Genomic DNA, 22,222 nt, shown 5'->3' on the forward strand with positions numbered 1-22,222 from the left:
CTTGACGCGCATTGACGCGAACCACACCTCAGGAGCCGGCCCGTGGAGCCCTCGCCCCAGTCAGCGACGACGCCGACGCCGACGTGCTACCGGCACGCGGCGACGGAGACCCATGTCTCCTGCACGCGCTGCGAGCGGCCCATATGCCCGTCCTGCATGCGCGAGGCGGCGGTCGGCTTCCACTGCCCCGAGTGCGTGCGCGAGGGCGGCCGTTCGGTGCGCGAGGCGCGGACGGTGGCCGGTGGCCGGATCGCGGCCGTGCCGCTGGTGACGTACGCGCTGATCGCGGTGAACGTCGTGATGTACGCGGTGGAACTGCTCGTCCCGGGCGTCGTGGACCGGCTGGAGATGCTGGGGCGAGGCCTGACGGGTCCGGACGGCGGCGCGTACGTGTACCAGGCCGGATATCCGGCGGGGTTCCATCCGGTGGGGGTCGCGGCGGGCGAGTGGTACCGGCTGCTGACCGGCGCGTTCCTGCATCTGCCGCCGGACCAGGGCGTGTTCGGGATCATGCACATCGTCTTGAACATGTGGTCACTGTGGACGCTGGGCCGCGTCGTGGAGGCGCAGCTCGGCCGGGTCCGCTATCTGGCGCTGTATCTGGTGTCGGCGCTGGGCAGTTCGGTGCTGGTGCTGCTGCTGGCGCCGGACGGCGCGGCGCTGGGCGCGTCGGGGGCCGTGTTCGGGCTCGCGGCGGCCTACTGGGTGATCGCGCGGAGGCTCGGCGCGGACATGGGCCCGGTCAACCGTTTCATGGCGTTCTTCCTCGTCTGGATGCTGATCTCGGCCCGTTTCACGTCGTGGCAGGGGCACTTGGGCGGCCTGCTCACGGGCGCGCTCGTGACGCTGGCGCTCGTGTACGCGCCCCGGGACCGGCGGGCCGTCGTGCAGGGGGTCGCGTGCGCGGGGATCGTCGGCGTACTGGCGCTGCTCGCGGCTCTGGCGTCGCCGGCGGTGGGCCCCTGAGGGCCGGGCAGACGGTGGCCCCCTGAAGCCGCCGCCGGCGCCCGCTCTACTCTGTGCGGCATGAAACGCGGCGGCTTGCTGGCCCTCTCCTTCCTCGCGATAGCCCCCCTCGCCACGGTGGCGGTGTTCGCGCTGTCCCCCGACGGCAAGAGCGGCGACTCCCCCGCCTCGCACAAGAGCGCGGGACACTCCGCCGCGCGCCCCTACGACGACGGCCGCACCCGCGCCCAGCGCGCGGCGGACGACAAGCGGGTGGCGGCGCTGCCCGCGGGCCTCGCGGCGCCCGCGAAGAAGGAACTGGCGCAGCGGATCGTGGCCAGCGCGGAGAACGGCACGCTCGACTGGCGCGGCGCCTACGGGTACGTCGAGGACACCGGCGACGGGCAGGGCTACACGGCCGGGATCATCGGCTTCTGCACCGGTACGCACGATCTGCTGACGCTGGTCGAGCGGTACACGAAGGACCACCCGGGCAACGGCCTGGCCCGCTATCTGCCCGCCCTGCGCGCGGTCGACGGCACGGACTCGCACAAGGGCCTCGACCCCGGTTTCCCCGCCGCGTGGAAGAAGGAAGCGGCCGTCCCCGCGTTCCGCGCGGCGCAGGACGAGCAGCGCGACCGGGTGTACTTCGATCCGGCGGTGCGCCTGGCGAAGCTCGACGGGCTCGGCACGCTCGGCCAGTTCATCTACTACGACGCGATGGTCCTGCACGGCCCCGGCACCGGCCCGCACGGCTTCTACGGGGTGCGCGAGGCGGCGCTGAAGGAGGCCGACACCCCGGCCGAGGGCGGCTCCGAGCGCAACTATCTGGACATCTTCCTGGACACGCGGCGCAAGGCGATGAAGGAGAAGCGCCCCGACCGCGACACGTCCCGCATCGACACCGCCCAGCGCGAGTTCCTCTACGACGGCAACCTCTCCCTGAAGACCCCCCTGACCTGGAAGATGTACGGCGACACCTACCACGTACGGTGACGCACCGCGACGCCCGCCCAGGCGTCCGGTCGGGGACTGGTAGGGCGAGCGTCGCGCTCAGTTCCGTACGCCGTTGTACGGGACGTCTGTCAGGGCCGGACCGTCACACCGCGAGGGCGCGGTCGGTCGGCCGGATCGGGGCCGGCAGTTCGGACGCGCCGGTCAGGAAGCGGTCCACGCCGCGTGCTGCGGAGCGGCCCTCGGCGATGGCCCACACGATGAGGGACTGCCCGCGGCCCGCGTCGCCCGCGACGAAGACGCCCGGCACGTTGGTCTGGAAGTCGGCGTCGCGGGCGATGTTACCCCGTGCGTCGAGCTCCAGGCCGAACTGGTCGACCAGGCCGTTGGACTGGTCGGTGCCGGTGAAGCCCATGGCGAGGGTGACGAGCTGCGCGGGGATCTTGCGCTCGGTGCCCGGCTTGGGCGTGAGCTTGCCGTCGATGAACTCGACCTCGGTCAGGTGCAGCCACTGCACGTTGCCGTCCTCGTCGCCCTCGAAGTGGGTCGTGGAGACGGAGTAGACGCGCTCGCCGCCCTCCTCGTGCGCGGAGGTCACCTTGTAGAGCATGGGGAACGTCGGCCAGGGCTGCGCGAGCGGGTCCCGGTCGTCGTTCGGGCGCGGCATGATCTCCAGCTGCGTGACGGAGGCGGCGCCCTGACGGTGGGCGGTGCCCACGCAGTCGGCGCCGGTGTCGCCGCCGCCGATGACGACGACGTGCTTGCCCTCGGCGGTGATGGGGGGCTGCACGAAGTCGCCCTCCTGCACCTTGTTGGAGAGCGGCAGGTACTCCATGGCGAAGTGGATGCCGTTCAGCTCGCGGCCGGGGACGGGCAGGTCGCGGGAGACCGTGGCGCCGGCGGCGATGACGACCGCGTCGTAGCGCTTGCGCAGCTTCGCCGCGTCGATGTCCTGCCCGATCTCCACGCCCGTACGGAACTTGGTGCCCTCCGCGCGCATCTGCTCGATACGGCGGTTGATGTGCCGCTTCTCCATCTTGAACTCGGGGATGCCGTACCGCAGCAGGCCGCCGATGCGGTCGGCGCGCTCGTACACGGCGACCGTGTGGCCGGCCCGGGTGAGCTGCTGGGCGGCGGCGAGCCCGGCGGGGCCCGAGCCGATGACGGCGACGGTCTTGCCCGACAGGCGCTCGGGGATCTGCGGGGCGACGTCGCCCCGGTCCCACGCCTGGTCGATGATCGAGACCTCGACGTTCTTGATGGTGACGGGCGGCTGGTTGATGCCGAGGACGCACGCCGACTCACAGGGCGCGGGGCAGAGCCGGCCGGTGAACTCCGGGAAGTTGTTGGTGGCGTGCAGGCGCTCCTGCGCGGCCGACCAGTCCTCGCGGTAGGCGTAGTCGTTCCACTCGGGGATCAGGTTCCCGAGGGGGCAGCCGTTGTGGCAGAACGGGATGCCGCAGTCCATGCAGCGGGACGCCTGCTTGCTGATGATCGGCAGCAGGGAGCCGGGGACGTAGACCTCGTTCCAGTCCTTGACACGCTCGTCGACGGGACGGGTCCGCGCGACCTCACGGCCGTGGTTCAGGAAGCCCTTGGGGTCAGCCATTGGTCGCCGCCTCCATCATCTTCTCGGTGATCTCGGTCTCGGAGAGACCGGCTCGCTCGGCGGCGTCCTTGGCGGCGAGCACTGCCTTGTACGTGCTGGGGATGATCCTGCTGAAGCGGTTCACGGCGGTGTCCCACTCGGCGAGGAGCTTCTCGGCGACGGTGGAGCCCGTCTCCTCCTGGTGGCGGCGCACCACGTCGTGCAGCCACTGCTTGTCGGTGTCGTCGAGGGGTTCGACGGCGGCCTGGTTGCCCGCGTTGACGTTGGCGGGGTCGAGGTCGATGACGTACGCGATACCGCCGGACATGCCGGCCGCGAAGTTGCGGCCGGTCTCGCCGAGGATCACGGCGTGACCGCCGGTCATGTACTCGCAGCCGTGGTCGCCGACGCCCTCGGAGACCACCGTGGCCCCGGAGTTGCGGACGCAGAACCGCTCGCCGGTGCGGCCCCGCAGGAACAGCTCGCCGCCGGTCGCGCCGTACGCGATGGTGTTGCCGGCGATGGTGGAGTACTCGGCGAGGTGGTCGGCGGCGCGGTCGGGGCGGACGATGATCCGGCCGCCGGACAGGCCCTTGCCGACGTAGTCGTTGGCGTCGCCCTCCAGGCGGAGCGTGACACCGCGCGGGACGAAGGCGCCGAAGGACTGGCCGGCCGAGCCGGTGAAGGTGATGTCGATGGTGTCGTCGGGCAGGCCCGCGCCGCCGAACTTCTTCGTCACCTCGTGGCCGAGCATGGTGCCGACCGTGCGGTTGATGTTGCGGATGGCGACCTGGGCGCGGACCGGCTGGGCGTCGGTCTGGCCGTCCGCGGCGAGGGCGTCGGCGGCGAGCTTGATCAGCTCGTTGTCGAGGGCCTTCTCCAGACCGTGGTCCTGGGCGACGACCCGGTGCCGGACGGCGCCGGCGGGCAGGTCGGGGACGTGGAACAGCGGCTCCAGGTCGAGGCCCTGCGCCTTGAAGTGGTCGACGGCCCGCGTGGTGTCGAGGAGTTCGGCGTGGCCGACGGCCTCCTCGATGGAGCGGAAGCCCAGCTCGGCGAGGAGTTCGCGGACCTCTTCGGCGATGAACTGGAAGAAGTTGACGATGTACTCGGCCTTGCCGGAGAACCGCTCGCGCAGCGTCGGGTTCTGCGTGGCGATGCCGACCGGGCAGGTGTCCAGGTGGCAGACGCGCATCATGACGCAGCCGGAGACGACGAGCGGCGCGGTGGCGAAGCCGAACTCCTCGGCGCCGAGCAGCGCGGCGATGAGCACGTCACGGCCGGTCTTGAGCTGGCCGTCGGTCTGGACGACGATCCGGTCGCGCAGCCCGTTGAGCAGCAGGGTCTGCTGGGTCTCGGCGAGGCCCAGCTCCCAGGGGCCGCCCGCGTGCTTGAGCGAGGTGAGCGGGGAGGCGCCGGTGCCGCCGTCGTGGCCGGAGATGAGGACGACGTCCGCGTGGGCCTTGGAGACGCCCGCGGCGACCGTGCCGACGCCGACCTCGGAGACCAGCTTCACGTGGATGCGGGCCGCCGGGTTGGCGTTCTTGAGGTCGTGGATGAGCTGGGCGAGGTCCTCGATGGAGTAGATGTCGTGGTGCGGCGGCGGCGAGATCAGGCCGACGCCGGGCGTCGAGTGCCGCGTCTTCGCCACCCACGGGTACACCTTGTGGCCGGGGAGCTGGCCGCCCTCGCCGGGCTTGGCGCCCTGCGCCATCTTGATCTGGATGTCGTCGGAGTTGACGAGGTACTCGCTGGTCACGCCGAAGCGGCCGGAGGCGACCTGCTTGATGGACGAGCGGCGCGCCGGGTCGTACAGGCGCTCCGGGTCCTCGCCGCCCTCACCGGTGTTGGACTTGCCGCCCAACTGGTTCATGGCGATGGCGAGCGTCTCGTGGGCCTCGCGGGAGATGGAGCCGTAGGACATGGCGCCGGTCGAGAACCGCTTGACGATCTCGGAGACCGGCTCGACCTCCTCGATGGGGATCGAGGGGCGGTCGGACTTGAAGTGGAACAGGCCGCGCAGCGTCATCAGCCGCTCGGACTGCTCGTTCACGCGCTCCGTGTACTTCTTGAAGATGTCGTAGCGGCGCGAGCGGGTGGCGTGCTGGAGGCGGAAGACGGTGTCCGGGTCGAACAGGTGCGGCTCGCCCTCGCGGCGCCACTGGTACTCGCCGCCGATCTCCAGGGCCCGGTGCGCGGGCGCGATGCCGCTGGCCGGGTACGCCTTGGCGTGCCGGGCGGCGACCTCCTGGGCGATGACGTCGATGCCGACGCCGCCGATCTTGGTGGTGGTGCCGTTGAAGTACTTCTCGACGAACGCCTCGTCCAGGCCGACGGCCTCGAAGACCTGCGCGCCGCGGTAGGAGGCGACGGTCGAGATGCCCATCTTGGACATGACCTTCAGGACGCCCTTGCCGAGCGCGTGGATCAGGTTGCGGATCGCGGCCTCGGCCTCGATGTCCGACAGGAACGTCCCGGCGCGCACCAGGTCCTCGACGGACTCCATGGCGAGGTACGGGTTGACGGCCGCGGCGCCGAAGCCGATGAGCAGGGCGACGTGATGGACCTCGCGCACGTCGCCGGCCTCGACGAGCAGGCCGACCTTGGTGCGCTGCTTGGTGCGGATGAGGTGGTGGTGGACGGCCGCGGTGAGCAGCAGCGAGGGGATCGGCGCGTGCTCGGCGTCGGAGTGCCGGTCGGAGAGCACGATGAGGCGGGCGCCCGCTTCGAGGGCGGCGTCGGTCTCGGCGCAGATCTCGTCGATACGGGCGGCGAGCGCGTCGCCGCCGCCGGAGACGCGGTAGAGGCCGGAGAGGGTGACGGCCTTCATGCCGGGCATGTCGCCGTCGGCGTTGATGTGGATGAGCTTGGCCAGCTCGTCGTTGTCGATCACCGGGAAGGGCAGGGTGACGCTGCGGCAGGACGCGGCGGTCGGCTCCAGGATGTTGCTGCCGGGGCCGAGCGAGGAGCGCAGCGAGGTGACCAGTTCCTCGCGGATGGCGTCCAGCGGCGGGTTGGTGACCTGCGCGAAAAGCTGCGTGAAGTAGTCGAACAGCAGGCGCGGGCGCTGGGAGAGCGCGGCGATGGGCGTGTCGGTGCCCATGGAGCCGATGGGCTCGGCGCCGGCGCGGGCCATCGGGGCGAGGATGATGCGCAGCTCTTCCTCGGTGTAGCCGAAGGTCTGCTGGCGGCGCGTGACGGAGGCGTGCGTGTGCACGATGTGCTCGCGCTCGGGCAGGTCGGACAGCTCGATCTCGCCGGCGTCGAGCCACTCCTCGTAGGGCTGCTCGGCGGCGAGGGACGCCTTGATCTCGTCGTCCTCGACGATGCGGTGCTCGGCGGTGTCGACGAGGAACATGCGGCCGGGCTGGAGGCGGCCCTTGCGGACGACCTTCGCGGGGTCGATGTCGAGGACGCCGACCTCGGAGCCGAGGACGACGAGTCCGTCGTCGGTGACCCAGTACCGGCCGGGGCGCAGACCGTTGCGGTCGAGAACGGCGCCGACCTGGACGCCGTCGGTGAAGGTGACACAGGCCGGGCCGTCCCAGGGCTCCATCAGCGTGGAGTGGTACTGGTAGAAGGCGCGCCGGGCCGGGTCCATGGAGGCGTGGTTCTCCCAGGCCTCCGGGATCATCATCAGGACGCTGTGCGGGAGCGAACGTCCGCCGAGGTGCAGGAGTTCGAGGACCTCGTCGAAGGACGCCGAGTCGGAGGCGTCCGGCGTACAGATCGGGAAGATCCGCTCCAGCTTCTGGTCGCCGAAGAGTTCGCTGGCGAGCTGGGACTCGCGGGCGCGCATCCAGTTGCGGTTGCCCTTGACGGTGTTGATCTCACCGTTGTGGGCGACGAAGCGGTAGGGGTGCGCGAGCGGCCACGACGGGAAGGTGTTCGTGGAGAAGCGCGAGTGGACCAGGGCGATGGCCGACGCGAAGCGGCGGTCGGACAGGTCGGGGAAGAAGGGTTCGAGCTGGCCGGTGGTCAGCATGCCCTTGTAGACGATCGTGCGGGCGGAGAGCGAGGGGAAGTACACCCCGGCCTCCCGCTCGGCGCGCTTGCGCAGCACGAACGCCTTGCGGTCGAGGGCGATGCCCTCGCTGCCCTCGGCGGACACGAACACCTGGCGGAAGGCCGGCATCGTGGCGCGGGCGGTGGCGCCGAGCAGCCCGGGGGCGACCGGGACGTCGCGCCAGCCGAGGACGGTCAGCTCCTCCTCGGCGGCGATCGTCTCGATCTGTGAGACGGCGTCCTCGGTGCCCTGCTCGGGCAGGAAGGCGATGCCGACGGCGTACGCACCCGCCTCGGGGAGGGTGAAGTCGACCGTTTCGCGCAGGAAGGCGTCCGGAACCTGGGACAGGATGCCGGCGCCGTCGCCCGAGTCGGGCTCGGAGCCGGTGGCGCCGCGGTGCTCCAGGTTGCGCAGAACGGTCAGCGCCTGCTCGACCAGCGTGTGGCTCGCCTCGCCGGTGAGGGTGGCCACGAATCCGACGCCACAGGCGTCGTGCTCGTTGCGCGGGTCGTACATGCCCTGGGCGGCAGGGCGAGCATCCATGTGCGACCAGTTCTGGCCGGTGGAGTGCTGGGACGGCTGGCGCGGCGTACGCATCGGCTCTCCCGTCGTCGTCGTGGCATTTTTCAGGTGCCGAGGGACGACGTTGGCCCTCTGCGGAGGTGCTGCTGCTGCAAAATTTCGTGCAGGTTACATGATGGAACGCTTCTCGAAAAGCGGATACGTCGTTCCATCATGCGGACACCGCGGGTGGCGGCGGGAGGGGGCCTCAGCGGGCAGATCGATGACCGTGGGCCGGGGGGTGGCGCTCAGCGTGCGCCGCGAGCCTCATTGCCCACAGCGCTTACGGCTCATGCCCCGTGGTCGCGTTGTCGAAACCGAGCGGTAACGACTACTTATGCAAGGCCCTGTATAGCCATCATCCGGCCATTCCCCGGGGCCCGTCAACCTATCGCCGTACCGAAGATGCTGCCCAGGAGGAACGTCACACCCGCCGCGGCCCCGCCGAGGGCCAGCTGCCGCACCCCGCTGAACCACCAGGACCGCGCGGTCACCTTGGCGACGACGGCCCCGCACGCGAACAGCCCGATCAGCGCCAGGATCACCGCGGGCCACAGCGCGCTCGCCCCGAGCAGATAGGGCAGTACGGGGATGAGGGCGCCCAGCGCGAACGAGGCGAACGAGGAGACGGCGGCCACGGTCGGTGACGGCAGGTCGGAGGGGTCGATGCCCAGCTCCTCGCGGGCGTGGATCTCCAGCGCCTGCTCGGGGTCCGTCGAGAGCTGACGGGCGACCTCGCGGGCCAGCTCCGGCTCCACACCGCGCGAGACGTACAGCTCGGCCAGCTCCCGCTCCTCGTCGGCCGGGTGCTTCTTCAACTCGCGGCGCTCTACGTCGAGTTCGGCCTCGACCAGCTCGCGCTGGGAGGCGACGGAGGTGTATTCGCCGGCCGCCATGGAGAAGGCGCCGGCGGCGAGCCCGGACAGGCCGGTGATGACCACGGTCTGGTGGGAGGCGGCGCCGCCCGCGACACCGGCCATGAGGGCGAAGTTGGAGACGAGTCCGTCCATCGCGCCGAACACCGCCGGGCGCAGCCAGCCCCCGTTGACGTCGCGGTGGGTGTGGTTGTCCCGGTGCGCGTCGTGGAGTGTCGCCTCGGTCTCGATGATCGCCATGCTCGTCTTCCTCGCCCTCGAGTGCCACGGCCTGTTCGGTCCGTACGCGTCGAAATTACGCGCGAAAAATGGCATCCGCTAGCAAGGAAGGCCGTACTTACCTGGGGTTTTGCACCCTGTGCAACGGGGTGTGCGGGCGCTGACCTTGATCTTCCCGGCGCCGGCCATGAGATCGCTCCCATGGCCGGCGGCCCGATCAGGAGGAGTTCTTCGCCCCAGCACCGGGCTTGTCGTCGGCGGGCTTGTCAGCGTCCGGCTGATCAGCGGCAGGCTTGTCGGCGGCGGACTTGCCGGCGTTCGGCTGATCAACGGCAGCCTTGTCACCAGCGGGCTTGCCGGCGCTCGGCTTGTCACCGGTGGACTTGTCACCGGTGGACTTGTCGGCGCTCGGGCTGCCAGCGCCGGACTTCTTCTCCCCCGCGCCCTTCTTGGCGCCGGCGGCGGAACCGGCCGCAGCCGCGTCCCCGGTGCCGGGCGCGCCCTCGTCCTCGTCCTCCGCGGCAGCGGTAGCGGCGACCGCGGCCGGCTCGACGACCTCCTCGCGCCCCGGCCGCTTCTTCGCGGAGAGCACGATGTAGATCACGGCGAGGATGAAGACGAACAGGGCCGTCCAGTTGTTGAGCCGCAGGCCGAGGATGTGGTGGGCGTCGTCCACGCGCATGTACTCGATCCAGAACCGGCCCACGCAGTACGACGCGACGTACAGCGCGAACGCCCGCCCGTGCCCGAGGCGGAACCTGCGGTCGGCCCAGATGACGAGCGCGGCGACGCCGACGCACCACAGCGACTCGTACAGGAACGTCGGGTGGTAGGTGCCCGGCACCCGCCCGTCCGTGTTCGACGTGATCTTCAGGGCCCAGGGCACATCCGTGGCGCGGCCGTACAGCTCCTGGTTGAACCAGTTGCCCCAGCGGCCGATGGCCTGCGCGAGCGCGATGCCGGGCGCGATGGCGTCGGCGTACGCGGGCAGCGGGATGCCCCGGCGGCGGCAGCCGATCCAGGCGCCGACCGCGCCGAGCGCGATGGCCCCCCAGATGCCGAGGCCGCCCTCCCAGATCTTGAAGGCGTCCACCCAGTCACGGCCCGCGCTGAAGTACAGCTCGTAGTCCGTGATCACGTGGTAGAGACGCCCGCCGACCAGGCCGAACGGCACCGCCCAGACCGCGATGTCGGCCACCGTGCCGGCCAGCCCGCCCCGGGCGATCCAGCGGCGGTTGCCGAGCCAGACGGCCACGAAGACGCCGATGATGATGCAGAACGCGTAGCCGCGCAGCGGAATGGGCCCGAGGTAGACCACTCCGCGCGACGGGCTGGGAATGTAGGCAAGTTCCATGGCAGGGTCGACGCTACCGTGCCGGGCCGCGGACACGTCCAGCAGCCCGGCTACGGCTCCATAACAAGGGCCCCGGGGCTGACCCCGTGCCCCACCGCCTACTTGTTGGCGTCGTCGACCATCTGCTTGAGCTTGGCCGGCGTCATCGTCTGGTCCTTCATCAGGTCCTTGCCGTCCAGCAGGACCGTCGGCGTCGCGGAGTGCCCCTCGTCCTGGAACGCCTTGTAGGACTTCTTGATCCAGTCGTCGTACGTGCCGTCGTCCACGCACTTCTTGAACGTGTCCGTGGTCAGCCCGCCGACCTTGCCGGCCAGCTCGATCAGCTTGCTGTTCTTGCTGTACGCGTCGTCGGTCTCCTCCGGCTGGTTCTCGTACAGCACGTCGTGGAAGTCGCGGTACTTCCCGGCGTCCTGGGAGCACGCCGCCGCGTTCCCCGCGCGCAGGGAGCCGCTGCCGCCCATGTTCCCGTCGATCAGGGTGACCGTGTGGTACTCGACCTTGAGCTTGCCCGCGTCGGTCAGCTCATGGATGGTCGACCGGTAGGTGTCCTCGAAGGACTTGCAGGCCGGGCAGCGGAAGTCCTCCCAGATCGTGAGCGTCGACTTCGCGTCGCTCTTGCCCACCGGGACCGCGAGGCCGTCCTTGCCGACGGTCCCCTTCGGGGCGGACACCGGGCCGCCGGAACCGCCGTCCCCTCCCCCCGAGTTCGCCGCGACCACGCCGATCACGGCGGCGAGGCCGAGGACACAGACGACGGCGGCACCCACGATCAACGTACGGCGCCGCTTCTCGGCGGCTTTCTGCTTCTCGCGCTCGGCGGCCAGCCGCTCGCGGGCCGCGCGCTTTCCCTCACGGTTCTTGTCGCTCACACCCGCGCCAACGAACCGGGGAGGCACGAGGTGCCTCCCCGGAACAGAACCACCCGTTCGGGTGGTGTGGATCAAGCCCCGCGTCGAACACCTTCGGCGAGTTCGGCGGCGAGCGCGCGGATCCCGGCGAGCCCGGCGGCCTCGTCGTCGGCGTCCAGCATCCGCTTGACGAAGGCGGAGCCGACGATGACACCGTCCGCGAAGCCCGCGACCTCGCGCGCCTGCACGGCGTTCGAGACGCCGAGGCCGACGCAGACCGGCAGGTCGGTGGTGGCCTTCGTGCGCTCCACCAGCTCCTTGGCCTGGTTGCCGACGGACTCGCGGGTGCCGGTGACGCCCATCAGGGAAGCGGCGTACACGAAGCCCGAACCGGCGGCCGTGATCGTGGCGAGGCGCGCGTCCCTGCTGCTGGGCGCGACGACGAAGACGGTGGCCAGGCCGTGCTTCTCGGCGTGCTCGCGCCAGGTCCCCGACTCCTGCACCGGCAGGTCGGGCAGGATGCAGCCCGCGCCGCCCGCCTCGGCGAGTTCGGCGGTGAAGCGCTCGACGCCGTAGATGTAGACCGGGTTCCAGTACGTCATGACGAGCACCGGCTTGCCGGTCGCCTCGTACGCCTCACGGACCGTGCGCAGCACGTCCTTGATCTTGAGGCCGCCGCGCAGCGCGATGTCGTCGGCGGTCTGGATGACGGGGCCGTCCAGGACCGGGTCGGAGTGCGGCAGGCCGACCTCGACGATGTCGGCGCCGCCGTCGAAGGCCGCCTTGACGGCTTCGATGCCGCCGTCGACGGTGGGGAAGCCCGCGGGCAGGTAGGCGATGAGGGCGGCGCGGCCCTCGGCCTTGGCGTTCGCCAGCGTCTCGGACAGCAGCCGGATGTTCCCGCTCACTTGGTCTCCCCCTCGGTGGCGTTGTCGTAGAGGCCGAAGTAGCGGGCGGCCGTGTCCATGTCCTTGTCGCCGCGCCCCGAGAGGTTGACGACGATGAGCCCGTCCTCGCCCAGCTCCTTGCCGACGTCGAGGGCGCCCGCGAGGGCGTGCGCCGACTCGATCGCCGGAATGATCCCCTCGGTACGGGACAGCAGGCGCAGCGCCTGCATGGCGGCGTCGTCGGTGACCGCGCGGTACTCACCGCGCCCGGAGTCCTTCAAGTAGGCGTGCTCGGGGCCGATGCCCGGGTAGTCGAGGCCCGCGGAGATCGAGTAGGGCTCGGTGATCTGGCCCTCGTCGTCCTGGAGCACGTACGAGCGTGAACCGTGCAGGATGCCGGGCGCGCCGGCGCTGAGGGTCGCCGCGTGCTCGCCGCTCTCGATGCCGTGGCCGGCGGGCTCGCAGCCGATGAGGCGGACGCCGCTGTCGGGGATGAAGGCGTGGAAGAGGCCGATGGCGTTGGAGCCGCCGCCGACGCAGGCGATGGCCGCGTCCGGCAGCCGTCCGGCGCGCTCCAGGATCTGGCGGCGGGCCTCGACGCCGATGACGCGGTGGAAGTCGCGGACCATCGCGGGGAAGGGGTGCGGGCCCGCGACCGTGCCGAACAGGTAGTGCGTCTCGTCGACGTTGGCGACCCAGTCGCGGAACGCCTCGTTGATGGCGTCCTTGAGGGTGCGGCTGCCGGAGGTGACGGCTTCGACCTCGGCGCCGAGCATCCGCATCCGGGCCACGTTCAGGGCCTGGCGCTCGGTGTCGATCTCGCCCATGTAGATCTTGCAGTCGAGGCCGAGCAGGGCGCAGGCGGTGGCGGTGGCGACGCCGTGCTGGCCCGCGCCGGTCTCGGCGATGACGCGGGTCTTGCCCATGCGCTGGGTGAGGAGGGCCTGGCCGAGCACGTTGTTGATCTTGTGCGAGCCGGTGTGGTTCAGGTCCTCGCGCTTGAGGAAGACGCGGGCGCCGCCGGCGTGTTCGGCGAACCGGGGCACCTCCGTGAGGGCGCTGGGGCGGCCGGTGTAGTGGACGAGGAGGTCGTCGAGCTTGCGGGCGAACTCAGGGTCGTTCTTGGCCTTGTCGTACTCGACGGCGACCTCGTCCACGGCGGCGACGAGGGCCTCCGGGATGAACTTGCCGCCGAACGCGCCGAAGTAGCCTTCGGCGCTGGGGGTTTGACCGTCGGGGTCGGGGATGAAGTAGTCGCTGGGCATGCGGGGTCCTCGCGGGTGGGGCGGGTGCGGGCGGGGTGGGTGTGGCTGGGCGCCGCCGGGGTGAGGGGCGGTGAGGTTTGGTGCGGGGGGTGGGCGGGTGCCGGTTCGTCGTGGCTTGCCGCGCAGTTCCCCGCGCCCCTTGCGGGGCTTTTCACCTCGGGCGGTTCTCGGTGCCGTGGGGTGGTGCGGGGGTGCGTCGGTGCCGGTTCGTCGTGGCTTGGCGCGCAGTTCCCCGCGCCCCTTGCGGGGCTTTTCCACCTCGGGCGGCCTCGGGTGCCGCGCCCCTTACGGGGCTTATTCACCTCTGGGCGCTCAGGGGCGCCCGTGCCATCGCATGCCGTTGATCTGGCCCGGTTCCGCGCCGATGTGGTAGCGCACCCGGCGTCCGCGTACACGCCGCGCCGGAGCCCGGCAGCCGCGCGGGCGGCAGCCGGGAGCGAGACGGGCGGAGATGGCCATGGCGGTGAGTTTACCGCCCGTGGCGCAGCGCCGGGTGGGCCCCGGCGGCGACGAGGTCGGCGACGGCGGACTTCGGGTCCCGGCCGGTCACCAGGGACTCGCCGACGAGGACGGCGTCCGCGCCCGCGTTGGCGTAGGCGATCAGGTCGTGCGGGCCGCGCACGCCGGACTCCGCGACCTTGACGATGTGGTCCGGGATGTCGGGGGCGACGCGCTCGAAGGTGCCGCGGTCGACGGTGAGGTCCTTGAGGTTGCGCGTGTTGATGCCGATGACCTTGGCCCCGGCGTCGACGGCCCGCTCGACCTCGTCCTCGTCGTGCGCCTCGACGAGCGGCGTGAGCCCGATGGAGACGGCGCGCTCGATGAGGGACTCCAGGGCGGGCTGCTCCAGGGCCGCGACGATCAGCAGGGCGAGGTCGGCGCCGTACGCGCGGGCCTCCCAGAGCTGGTACGCGGTGACGATGAAGTCCTTGCGCAGCACGGGGATGTCGACCTTGGCGCGGACCGCTTCGAGGTCGGCGAGTGAGCCGCCGAAGCGCCGCTGCTCGGTGAGGACGGAGATGACGGACGCGCCGCCCGCCTCGTAGTCCGCGGCGAGCGCCGCCGGGTCGGCGATGGCCGCGAGCGCGCCCTTGGAGGGGCTGGACCGCTTGACCTCGCAGATGACCTTCACGCCGTCGCCGCGCAGCGCCGCGACGCCGTCCTTGGCCGCGGGGGCGTTCGCCGCGCGCTCCTTGAGCTCGTCGAGGCTGACGCGCGCCTGCCGTTCCGCGAGGTCGGCACGGACTCCGTCGATGATCTCGTCGAGCACACTCACGCGAGCGGACTCCTCTCCTGGCAATCCTGAGCAACCGTCTGGTCACTGTGATGGTATCCGGAGGTACGCGAAGGCCCCGCATCCGGTTGACGGTCATCCCAGTACCTGGACATACCGACTCCTTCAAGGGTGCAGGAAGCCACCGAAGGGCAGGTTCCGGACAACGGTGAACGCCAGCACCACGCTTCCCACCAGCCACAGGTGCGTCCGCGTGAGGGCCGGCCGGAAGGCGCGGCCGCGTACCGCACGGGCCATCCACACAGCCCAGACGACGGCGAACAGGGCGTAGCCGACCACCGCGAGCGCGTTGTCCCCGAGGGCTCCCGCGAGGTCGCCGTGGGCGACGGCGTGGGCGCTGCGCAGCCCGCCGCAACCGGGGCAGAACACGCCCGTGGCCTGCAACAACGGGCAAGCCGGGTAGTGGCCCGGCTGGTTCGGGTCGACGGCTCCGACGTACGCGAAGGCCGCCGCGACCGCGCCGAGCAGGCCGAGCGGCACGGCGATCCGGCGCAGCAGCGGTACGCCGGTGCCCGCGTCGCCGGACGGCGCGTTCCCGGGCGTGTCGTTCGCCGGCGGGGTGCCGGCGCGGTCGTGGTGGCCTGTCGTCTCGACGCTCACCCGGCGATTGTGCCCCGGCGGCGGCCGCCGCGCTTCCCGGGAACGCCGAAGGGGGCAGGGCGACGGTGTGTCGCCCTGCCCCCTTCGGAAGAGGACCGGTCTCAGGCGGCCTCGGCGCCGGCGGTCTGCGTCGCGCCCTGCTTGAGCTGGAGTTCGGCGCGCTTCGGCTTGCCCATGCCGATCATGTGCATGATGCCGCCGACGACGGCGGCGATGGCCAGCAGGGCCATGCCCGCCCAGAACCCGGCGACGTTGCCCATGACCATGAAGGCGCCCGCCACGCAGAACCCGATGAAGGCGATGATGACACCGGTCCAGGCGGCCGGGGTGTGTCCGTGGCTGCTGTCCGCCATGGCTTGCTCCTCGTTGCTGATGACCAAATCCGTACGCACACGTACGACGTTCACTCCCATTCTCCCGTACTCGCCCGTAGGGGACGCACGCGGGGTGGGCGTACGGGTCAGGCGGTGCCGGTGGGGTCCTCGCCCCGGTCGAGCGCCTTCCACATCTCCTCGGGGCGCTCCGGGTCGACGGGCCGGGCGCGGCGCGCGCGGGGGGCTCCGGAGCGCTCGTAGCGGCCGCCCATGGAGGGCCAGGCGGCGCCGTAGACGACGGCGAGGATGCCGGCGACCAGGATGAGGGCGCCGCCGCCGGCCGCGACGTAGGGCCAGGCGGTGTGGGTGAGGGCGTCGATGGTGCCGGAGGTGTCACCGGCGGCCTGGGCGGCCTTCTCGTCGAGCGCGGAGCTGTCGCCGGCGCCGAGGAGGGCGGCGGCAAGGGCGCCCGCGCCGCTCAGCGCGAGGAGCGCGGCGACGAGGACGCGGCCCACGCGGCGCACGGCGAACACGGCGACGAGCGCGGCGAGTCCGACGACGGCGAGCGCGGCGGGCACGCCGGTCACGTCGCTGCCCTTCGCGGTGAGCGGCAGCTTGCCGCCGGCGACGGCGGCGACGCCCGAGCACCACTCCTGCCGGGACGCGAGGAGCGCGACGGCGGCGCCGGCCGCCCCGAGCAGCAGGGCGGCGCCGAGGCTGCGCCGGCCGTTCTTCGACGGGGCGGGCGGCTCGGCCGGCGCGGCCTGCTCGGCGGCATCGGTACGGGGGTGCGGTACGGCAGTCACGTACTCCACTATCGCCCCTGGGCCCCCGTGCACGGGACTCGGGGGCACCAGGCGTGCGTCACCTCACACCGAGGCGGTTGGCGGTGTGGACGGCGCGCAGCACCGCCGCGGCCTTGTTGCGGCACTCGGTGTCCTCCGCCACCGGGTCCGAGTCGGCGACGACACCGGCGCCCGCCTGGACGTACGCGGTGCCCTCGCGCAGCAGGGCCGTGCGGATGGCGATGGCGGTGTCGGAGTCGCCGGCGAAGTCGAGGTAGCCGACGCAGCCGCCGTACAGGCCGCGCCGGGACGGCTCCAGCTCGTCGATGATCTGGAGCGCGCGGGGCTTGGGCGCGCCGGACAGGGTGCCGGCCGGGAAGCAGGCGGTGAGCACGTCGAACGCGGTGCGGTCCTCGGCGACGCGGCCGGTCACCGTGGACACGATGTGCATGACGTGCGAGTACCGCTCGACCGACATGAAGTCGACGACCTCGACCGAGCCGGGCTCGCAGACGCGGCCCAGGTCGTTGCGGCCGAGGTCGACGAGCATGAGGTGCTCGGCGCGCTCCTTGGGGTCGGCGAGGAGTTCCTCGGCGAGCGCCTGGTCCTCGCGCGGGGTCGCGCCGCGCGGCCGGGTCCCGGCGATGGGGTGGACCATGGCGCGGCCGTCCTCGACCTTGACCAGCGCCTCGGGCGAGGAGCCGACGACGTCGAAGCCGTCGAAGCGGAAGAGGTACATGTACGGGGACGGGTTGGTGGCCCGCAGCACCCGGTAGACGTCGAGGGCGCTCGCTGTGCACGGCGTCTCGAACCGCTGCGAGGGCACCACCTGGAACGCCTCGCCCGCCCGGATGCGCTCCTTGATGTCCTCGACGGCCGCCTGGTACTGCTCGCCGCCCCACAGCGCGGTGTACGGGGGCGGCTCCGAGGGCGGCAGCGCGGCGGGCGCCGAGTCCAGGGGGCGGCCGAGGTCGGCCTCCATCGCGTCGAGCCGGGCGACGGCGTCGGCGTACGCCTCGTCGACGCCCGTGTCGAGGTCGTTGTGGTTGATCGCGTTGGCGATCAGCAGGACCGAGCCGTCCCAGTGGTCGAGGACGGCGAGGTCGCTGGTGAGCAGCATGGTCAGCTCGGGCAGCTTCAGGTCGTCGCGCTCGCCGGGGCCGACCTTCTCCAGGCGGCGCACGATGTCGTAGCCGAGGTAGCCGACCATGCCGCCGGTGAACGGCGGCAGGCCCTCGTAGCGCGGCGTGTGCAGCGTCTCGACGGTGGCGCGCAGGGCGGCCAGCGGGTCGCCGTCGACGGGCACGCCGACCGGCGGGGTGCCGAGCCAGTGCGCCTGCCCGTCGCGCTCGGTGAGGGTGCCGGCGGAGCGGACGCCGACGAACGAGTACCGGGACCAGGAGCGGCCGTTCTCCGCGGACTCCAGCAGGAACGTGCCGGGCCGCTCGGCGGCCAGCTTGCGGTACAGGCCGACGGGCGTGTCGCCGTCCGCGAGGAGCTTGCGGCTGACGGGGATCACGCGGCGGTCGGTCGCCAGCTTGCGGAAGGTGTCGAGGTCCATGGCGGGCGACCTTACTGGGAGAGCGGGAGGACGTCGGCGTCGAAGCACGTGCGCGTGCCGGTGTGGCAGGCGGCGCCGACCTGGTCGACCTTCACGAGCACGGTGTCGGCGTCGCAGTCGAGCGCCACGGACTTCACGAACTGGTAGTGGCCGGACGTGTCGCCCTTGACCCAGTACTCCTGGCGGCTGCGGGACCAGTACGTGCAGCGGCCCGTCGTGAGCGTACGGTGCAGCGCCTCGTCGTCCATCCAGCCGAGCATCAGCACCTCCCCCGTGTCGTACTGCTGGGCGATGGCCGGGATCAGGCCGTCGGCGCCGCGCTTGAGGCGGGCGGCGAGCGCCGGGTCCAGGGGGCCTTCGGCGGGGGCGGGGGGCGGCGTGCTGGTCATGGGGCCATTGTGCCGCGCCGGGCGGGGGCGGCCGGGCCGCGTCCACTGTCCGGACGCGGTGGGCGGCCGTAGGCTGTCGGCATGTCGACCCATGCCAAGCGTGAACGGCTTCTGCTCGCCGATCTGTTGGAGGCGGTGGGCCCGGACGCGCCCACCCTGTGCGAGGGCTGGACGGCCCGGGACCTCGCGGCCCATGTCGTGGTCCGTGAGCGGCGTCCCGACGCGGCCGGCGGCACCCTCGTCAAGCAGCTCGCCTCGCGGCTGGAGCGGGTGCAGGGCGAGTTCGCCCAGAAGCCGTACGAGGAACTCATCCAGTTGATCCGCACCGGGCCGCCGCGGTTCTCGCCGTTCGCTCTGAAGCAGGTGGACGAGGCGGCGAACGTCGTGGAGTTCTACGTCCACACCGAGGACGTGCGGCGGGCGCAGCCGGACTGGTCGCCGCGTGAGCTGGACCCCGTCTTCTCCGACGTGCTCTGGTCGCGGCTCGAGCGGATGGCCCGGGTCATGGGGCGCAAGGCGCCGGTGGGGCTGGTGTTGCGGCGGCCCGACGGGCAGACGGCTGTCGCGCACCGGGGGACGCCTGTGGTGACGGCCACGGGGGATCCTGCGGAGCTTTTGTTGTACGTGTTCGGGCGGCAAGGGGTGGCGGGCGTCGAGCTGGACGGCGACAAGGAGGCCATCGCCCGCCTCTCCGACACGAAGGAACTGGGCCTGTGACAACGCCCTGGCCGGTTCTTTTGCGCGCCTAGGTGGGTGGGCGGTCCCGCCCGGCGGACATCCTCGACATTCGTCGTGGCCGCTCGCGCAGTTCCCCGCGCCCCTGGGGGTGAGTGGGTGGCTCCGGCCGGTGGGGATCCTCGACTCGCGTCGTGGCTGATCGCGCAGTTCCCCGCGCCCCTGGGGGTGAGTGGGTGGCTCCGGCCGGTGGGGACTCTCGACTCGCGTCGTGGCTGAGCGCGCAGTTCCCCGCGCCCCTGGAGGGGCGACTGCGTCGCACCCTCCCCCGATAGAGGTAGCGCACGAAGTGCGCACCGACAGGGGCGCGGGGAACTGCGCGAGAAGCCCCACCGGCCCGCAGATGACCACGCACAGGTGCGCCCCTTCAGGGGCGCGGGGAACTGCGCGACCAGCCGCCCACCGGGCGAAAGGTGAATGACGACCCAGGGGCGCGGGGAACTGCGCAGCTGCGGTGACGGAAAGGGCCCGCGCTGGAGAACACCCTGATAAACACGGGACCCCGCGTCAGCGGACCGCGTGGCCCGCTTCCCTGAGCGCCGACTTGACCTCAGGAATCCGCAGGTCACCGAAGTGGAAGACGGACGCGGCCAGCACCGCATCGGCCCCCGCCCCCACAGCGGGAGCGAAGTGCTCCAACGCCCCCGCCCCACCGGAGGCGATCACCGGCACGGACACATGCCGGCGCACCGCGGAGATCATCTCCAGGTCGTACCCGTCCTTCGTACCGTCCGCGTCCATGGAGTTGAGCAGGATCTCCCCCGCCCCCAGCTCCGCGGCCCGGTGCGCCCACTCCACCGCGTCGATCCCGGCGGACCGCCGCCCCCCGTGGGTGGTGACCTCGAACCCCCCGGACTCCGTGCGCCGCGCGTCGACGGACAGGACGAGGACCTGCCGCCCGAACCGCTCGGCGATCTCCCGGATGAGGTCGGGCCGGGCGATGGCCGCGGTGTTGACGCCGACCTTGTCCGCGCCGGCGCGCAGCAGCTTGTCCACGTCGTCGGCGGTCCGCACGCCCCCGCCCACGGTGAGCGGGATGAAGACCTGCTCGGCGGTGCGGCGCACCACGTCGTACGTGGTCTCGCGGTCGCCGGACGACGCGGTGATGTCCAGGAACGTCAGCTCGTCGGCGCCCTCGGCGTCGTACACCTTGGCCATCTCGACGGGGTCGCCCGCGTCGCGCAGGTTCTGGAAGTTGACGCCCTTGACGACGCGCCCGTTGTCGACGTCGAGGCAGGGGATGACTCGTACGGCGAGCGTCACTGCTTCTCGGCCCTTTCCTGGCGGTACGCCTCGACCTCGACCTGGACGACCAGCGAGGGGTCGACGAAGCCGGAGACGATGAGGAGGGACGCGGCGGGGCGGACCGCGTCGAAGAGTTCCTTGTGCGCGCGGCCCACGTCGTCGACGTCGCGCGCGTGGGTGACGTACATGCGGGTGCGTACGACGTCCTCGCGGGTGAGCCCCAGTTCGGCGAGGGCGTCGAAGGCGACCTGGAAAGCGGTCAGGGTCTGCTCGTAGGGGCCGCCCTCGGCGATGACGCCGCCGGTGACGGAGGTGCAGCCGGAGACGAGGACCAGCCCGTTGGGCAGTTCGACGGCGCGTGCGTAGCCGAAGGTCTCCTCCCAGGGGGCGCCGGAGTGGACGCGGCGCAGGCCCTCGCTCATGACGAGACCGCCTCCAGCGCCTCTTCCAGGGTGAACGCCTTGGCGTACAGCGCCTTGCCGACGATGGAGCCTTCGACGCCGAGCGGGACCAGTTCCGCGATGGCCCGCAGGTCGTCGAGGGAGGAGACGCCGCCGGAGGCGACGACGGGGCGGTCGGTGACGGCGCAGACGTTGCGCAGGAGTTCCAGGTTGGGGCCCTGGAGCGTGCCGTCCTTGGCGATGTCGGTGACGACGTAGCGGGCGCAGCCCTCGGCGTCGAGGCGGGCCAGCGTCTCGTAGAGGTCGCCGCCGTCGCGGGTCCAGCCGCGGCCGCGCAGGGTCGTCCCGCGTACGTCGAGGCCGACGGCGATCTTGTCGCCGTGCTCGGCGATGACCTTGGCGACCCACTCGGGGGTCTCCAGGGCGGCGGTGCCGAGGTTGACGCGGGTGCAGCCGGTGGCGAGGGCGGCGGCGAGGGTGTCGTCGTCGCGGATGCCGCCGGACAGTTCGACCTTGATGTCCATGGCCTCGGCGACCTCGCGGATCAGCGCGCGGTTGTCGCCGGTGCCGAACGCGGCGTCGAGGTCGACGAGGTGCAGCCACTCGGCGCCCGCGCGCTGCCAGGCGAGGGCGGCCTCCAGCGGGGAGCCGTAGGAGGTCTCGCTGCCGGACTCGCCGTGGACGAGGCGGACGGCCTGGCCGTCGCGGACGTCGACGGCGGGCAGGAGTTCGAGGGTGTGGTTCGCGGAAGCGGTCACAGTACGGAGATCCAGTTCTTGAGCAGCTTCGCTCCGGCGTCGCCGGACTTCTCGGGGTGGAACTGCGTGGCCCACAGGGCACCGTTCTCGACGGCGGCGACGAACGGCTCGCCGTGCGTGGCCCAGGTGACCTGGGGTGCGCGCAGCGACGGGTTGTGCGCTTCGAGGTCCCAGTGGTGGACGGCGTAGGAGTGCACGAAGTAGAAGCGCTCGCCGGGGTCGACGCCCGCGAACAGGCGGGAGTCGTCGGGCGCGTCCACGGTGTTCCAGCCCATGTGGGGCACGACGTCGGCCTTGAGGGGTTCGACGACGCCGGGCCACTCGTCGAGGCCGTCCGCCTCCACGCCGTGTTCGATGCCGCGTGCGAAGAGGATCTGCATGCCGACGCAGATGCCCATCACGGGCCGCCCGCCGGAGAGCCGGCGGCCCACGATCCAGTCGCCGCGCGCCCGCTTGAGGCCGTCCATGCAGGCGGCGAACGCGCCGACGCCGGGCACGAGCAGCCCGTCGGCGTTCATGGCCTTGTCGTAGTCGCCGGTGATCTCCACGTCGGCGCCGGCGCGGGCGAGGGCCCGTTCGGCGGAGCGGACGTTGCCGAACCCGTAGTCGAAGACGACGACTTTCTTGTCAGTCATGGC

The 22,222-nt window shown here is 71.8% G+C and carries 21 protein-coding genes; 3 read left to right on the forward strand and 18 right to left on the reverse strand.

All coding sequences use genetic code 11. The features are described from left to right. Positions 1-42 precede the first annotated feature (42 nt). Together ACZ7LY_RS11360 and ACZ7LY_RS11365 are read left to right on the forward strand one after the other, a co-directional pair. Positions 43-966 carry a rhomboid family intramembrane serine protease gene (locus tag ACZ7LY_RS11360; protein ID WP_471624291.1) on the forward strand — a complete coding sequence of 308 codons (924 nt, stop codon included), beginning with the start codon at positions 43-45 and terminating at the stop codon, positions 964-966. Positions 967-1,026: 60 nt separating this feature from the next. After that, complete coding sequence (locus tag ACZ7LY_RS11365; RefSeq protein WP_471624292.1) at positions 1,027-1,941, forward strand: chitosanase; 915 nt, start codon at positions 1,027-1,029, stop codon at positions 1,939-1,941. 103 nt (positions 1,942-2,044) lie between these two features. Here ACZ7LY_RS11365 and ACZ7LY_RS11370 read toward each other — a convergent pair whose 3' ends face one another. The 14 genes from ACZ7LY_RS11370 to hisI form a co-directional block, all read right to left on the reverse strand. Beyond that, a complete protein-coding gene (locus ACZ7LY_RS11370) occupies positions 2,045-3,508 on the reverse strand; it encodes a glutamate synthase subunit beta (protein WP_471624293.1) in 1,464 nt (487 codons plus the stop codon). Further along, complete coding sequence (gene gltB / locus ACZ7LY_RS11375) at positions 3,501-8,090, reverse strand: glutamate synthase large subunit (protein WP_471624294.1); 4,590 nt, start codon at positions 8,088-8,090, stop codon at positions 3,501-3,503. Before gltB ends, ACZ7LY_RS11370 begins: the two co-directional genes overlap by 8 nt. Before the next feature lie 347 nt (positions 8,091-8,437). Then, the gene (locus ACZ7LY_RS11380; RefSeq protein ID WP_471624295.1) at positions 8,438-9,169 is read right to left on the reverse strand and encodes a VIT1/CCC1 transporter family protein; all 732 of its coding nucleotides are present in this window, start codon (positions 9,167-9,169) and stop codon (positions 8,438-8,440) included. 196 nt (positions 9,170-9,365) lie between these two features. After that, entirely contained in the window at positions 9,366-10,502 is a 1,137-nt protein-coding gene (gene lgt / locus ACZ7LY_RS11385; RefSeq protein ID WP_471624296.1) for a prolipoprotein diacylglyceryl transferase, read from the reverse strand. A gap of 98 nt (positions 10,503-10,600) precedes the next feature. Then, positions 10,601-11,371 carry a DsbA family protein gene (locus ACZ7LY_RS11390; protein ID WP_471624297.1) on the reverse strand — a complete coding sequence of 257 codons (771 nt, stop codon included), beginning with the start codon at positions 11,369-11,371 and terminating at the stop codon, positions 10,601-10,603. Positions 11,372-11,442: 71 nt separating this feature from the next. Beyond that, positions 11,443-12,258, reverse strand: coding sequence for a tryptophan synthase subunit alpha (gene trpA / locus ACZ7LY_RS11395; protein WP_471624298.1), 816 nt, complete (start codon positions 12,256-12,258; stop codon positions 11,443-11,445). Then, a complete protein-coding gene (gene trpB / locus ACZ7LY_RS11400; RefSeq protein ID WP_471624299.1) occupies positions 12,255-13,502 on the reverse strand; it encodes a tryptophan synthase subunit beta in 1,248 nt (415 codons plus the stop codon). Before trpB ends, trpA begins: the two co-directional genes overlap by 4 nt. A gap of 312 nt (positions 13,503-13,814) precedes the next feature. Next, entirely contained in the window at positions 13,815-13,961 is a 147-nt protein-coding gene (gene trpM, locus ACZ7LY_RS11405) for a tryptophan biosynthesis modulator TrpM (RefSeq protein ID WP_471624300.1), read from the reverse strand. Positions 13,962-13,971: 10 nt separating this feature from the next. Continuing rightward, the gene (trpC, locus tag ACZ7LY_RS11410; RefSeq protein WP_471624301.1) at positions 13,972-14,778 is read right to left on the reverse strand and encodes an indole-3-glycerol phosphate synthase TrpC; all 807 of its coding nucleotides are present in this window, start codon (positions 14,776-14,778) and stop codon (positions 13,972-13,974) included. Positions 14,779-14,901: 123 nt separating this feature from the next. Further along, positions 14,902-15,294 (reverse strand): DUF2752 domain-containing protein, encoded by a 393-nt coding sequence (locus ACZ7LY_RS11415; protein ID WP_471624453.1) that lies wholly within the window; start codon positions 15,292-15,294, stop codon positions 14,902-14,904. A 203-nt stretch (positions 15,295-15,497) separates the two neighbouring features. Beyond that, positions 15,498-15,749 carry an HGxxPAAW family protein gene (locus ACZ7LY_RS11420; RefSeq protein ID WP_471624302.1) on the reverse strand — a complete coding sequence of 84 codons (252 nt, stop codon included), beginning with the start codon at positions 15,747-15,749 and terminating at the stop codon, positions 15,498-15,500. Between the two features lie 107 nt (positions 15,750-15,856). Then, entirely contained in the window at positions 15,857-16,525 is a 669-nt protein-coding gene (locus ACZ7LY_RS11425) for a TIGR02234 family membrane protein (RefSeq protein ID WP_471624303.1), read from the reverse strand. A 49-nt stretch (positions 16,526-16,574) separates the two neighbouring features. Beyond that, complete coding sequence (locus ACZ7LY_RS11430; protein WP_471624304.1) at positions 16,575-18,056, reverse strand: anthranilate synthase component I; 1,482 nt, start codon at positions 18,054-18,056, stop codon at positions 16,575-16,577. A gap of 11 nt (positions 18,057-18,067) precedes the next feature. Next, on the reverse strand, positions 18,068-18,445 hold the full coding sequence (hisI, locus tag ACZ7LY_RS11435) for a phosphoribosyl-AMP cyclohydrolase (protein ID WP_471624305.1): 378 nt from the start codon (positions 18,443-18,445) through the stop codon (positions 18,068-18,070). An 81-nt stretch (positions 18,446-18,526) separates the two neighbouring features. On the opposite strand from hisI, the gene ACZ7LY_RS11440 reads away from it, so the two are divergent. After that, the gene (locus ACZ7LY_RS11440) at positions 18,527-19,162 is read left to right on the forward strand and encodes a TIGR03085 family metal-binding protein (RefSeq protein ID WP_471624306.1); all 636 of its coding nucleotides are present in this window, start codon (positions 18,527-18,529) and stop codon (positions 19,160-19,162) included. Between the two features lie 525 nt (positions 19,163-19,687). Here ACZ7LY_RS11440 and hisF read toward each other — a convergent pair. Genes hisF through hisH form a run of 4 tightly spaced genes read right to left on the reverse strand, consistent with a single transcriptional unit; the run spans position 19,688 to position 22,219 of the window. Further along, positions 19,688-20,443 (reverse strand): imidazole glycerol phosphate synthase subunit HisF, encoded by a 756-nt coding sequence (gene hisF / locus ACZ7LY_RS11445; protein ID WP_471624307.1) that lies wholly within the window; start codon positions 20,441-20,443, stop codon positions 19,688-19,690. Next, positions 20,440-20,847 carry a RidA family protein gene (locus ACZ7LY_RS11450; protein ID WP_471624308.1) on the reverse strand — a complete coding sequence of 136 codons (408 nt, stop codon included), beginning with the start codon at positions 20,845-20,847 and terminating at the stop codon, positions 20,440-20,442. Before ACZ7LY_RS11450 ends, hisF begins: the two co-directional genes overlap by 4 nt. Continuing rightward, the gene (gene priA, locus ACZ7LY_RS11455) at positions 20,844-21,584 is read right to left on the reverse strand and encodes a bifunctional 1-(5-phosphoribosyl)-5-((5-phosphoribosylamino)methylideneamino)imidazole-4-carboxamide isomerase/phosphoribosylanthranilate isomerase PriA (RefSeq protein WP_471624309.1); all 741 of its coding nucleotides are present in this window, start codon (positions 21,582-21,584) and stop codon (positions 20,844-20,846) included. Before priA ends, ACZ7LY_RS11450 begins: the two co-directional genes overlap by 4 nt. Beyond that, positions 21,581-22,219, reverse strand: a complete 639-nt coding sequence (gene hisH / locus ACZ7LY_RS11460) for an imidazole glycerol phosphate synthase subunit HisH (protein WP_471624310.1) — start codon at positions 22,217-22,219, stop codon at positions 21,581-21,583. The genes priA and hisH overlap by 4 nt, the downstream gene beginning before the upstream one ends. Positions 22,220-22,222 lie beyond the last annotated feature (3 nt).

This window comes from Streptomyces sp. NPDC107550, from assembly GCF_055639095.1.

What these genes read in the sequence shown, in the direction of transcription:
- ACZ7LY_RS11365 (WP_471624292.1), top strand. Translation starts at nt 1,027, where the DNA reads ATGAAACGCGGCGGCTTGCTGGCCCTCTCCTTCCTCGCGATAGCCCCC.
- ACZ7LY_RS11370 (WP_471624293.1), bottom strand. Translation starts at nt 3,508, where the DNA reads ATGGCTGACCCCAAGGGCTTCCTGAACCACGGCCGTGAGGTCGCGCGG.
- gltB (WP_471624294.1), bottom strand. Translation starts at nt 8,090, where the DNA reads ATGCGTACGCCGCGCCAGCCGTCCCAGCACTCCACCGGCCAGAACTGG.
- ACZ7LY_RS11380 (WP_471624295.1), bottom strand. Translation starts at nt 9,169, where the DNA reads ATGGCGATCATCGAGACCGAGGCGACACTCCACGACGCGCACCGGGAC.
- lgt (WP_471624296.1), bottom strand. Translation starts at nt 10,502, where the DNA reads ATGGAACTTGCCTACATTCCCAGCCCGTCGCGCGGAGTGGTCTACCTC.
- trpB (WP_471624299.1), bottom strand. Translation starts at nt 13,502, where the DNA reads ATGCCCAGCGACTACTTCATCCCCGACCCCGACGGTCAAACCCCCAGC.
- trpM (WP_471624300.1), bottom strand. Translation starts at nt 13,961, where the DNA reads ATGGCCATCTCCGCCCGTCTCGCTCCCGGCTGCCGCCCGCGCGGCTGC.
- ACZ7LY_RS11420 (WP_471624302.1), bottom strand. Translation starts at nt 15,749, where the DNA reads ATGGCGGACAGCAGCCACGGACACACCCCGGCCGCCTGGACCGGTGTC.
- ACZ7LY_RS11430 (WP_471624304.1), bottom strand. Translation starts at nt 18,056, where the DNA reads ATGGACCTCGACACCTTCCGCAAGCTGGCGACCGACCGCCGCGTGATC.
- hisI (WP_471624305.1), bottom strand. Translation starts at nt 18,445, where the DNA reads ATGACCAGCACGCCGCCCCCCGCCCCCGCCGAAGGCCCCCTGGACCCG.
- ACZ7LY_RS11440 (WP_471624306.1), top strand. Translation starts at nt 18,527, where the DNA reads ATGTCGACCCATGCCAAGCGTGAACGGCTTCTGCTCGCCGATCTGTTG.
- ACZ7LY_RS11450 (WP_471624308.1), bottom strand. Translation starts at nt 20,847, where the DNA reads ATGAGCGAGGGCCTGCGCCGCGTCCACTCCGGCGCCCCCTGGGAGGAG.
- hisH (WP_471624310.1), bottom strand. Translation starts at nt 22,219, where the DNA reads ATGACTGACAAGAAAGTCGTCGTCTTCGACTACGGGTTCGGCAACGTC.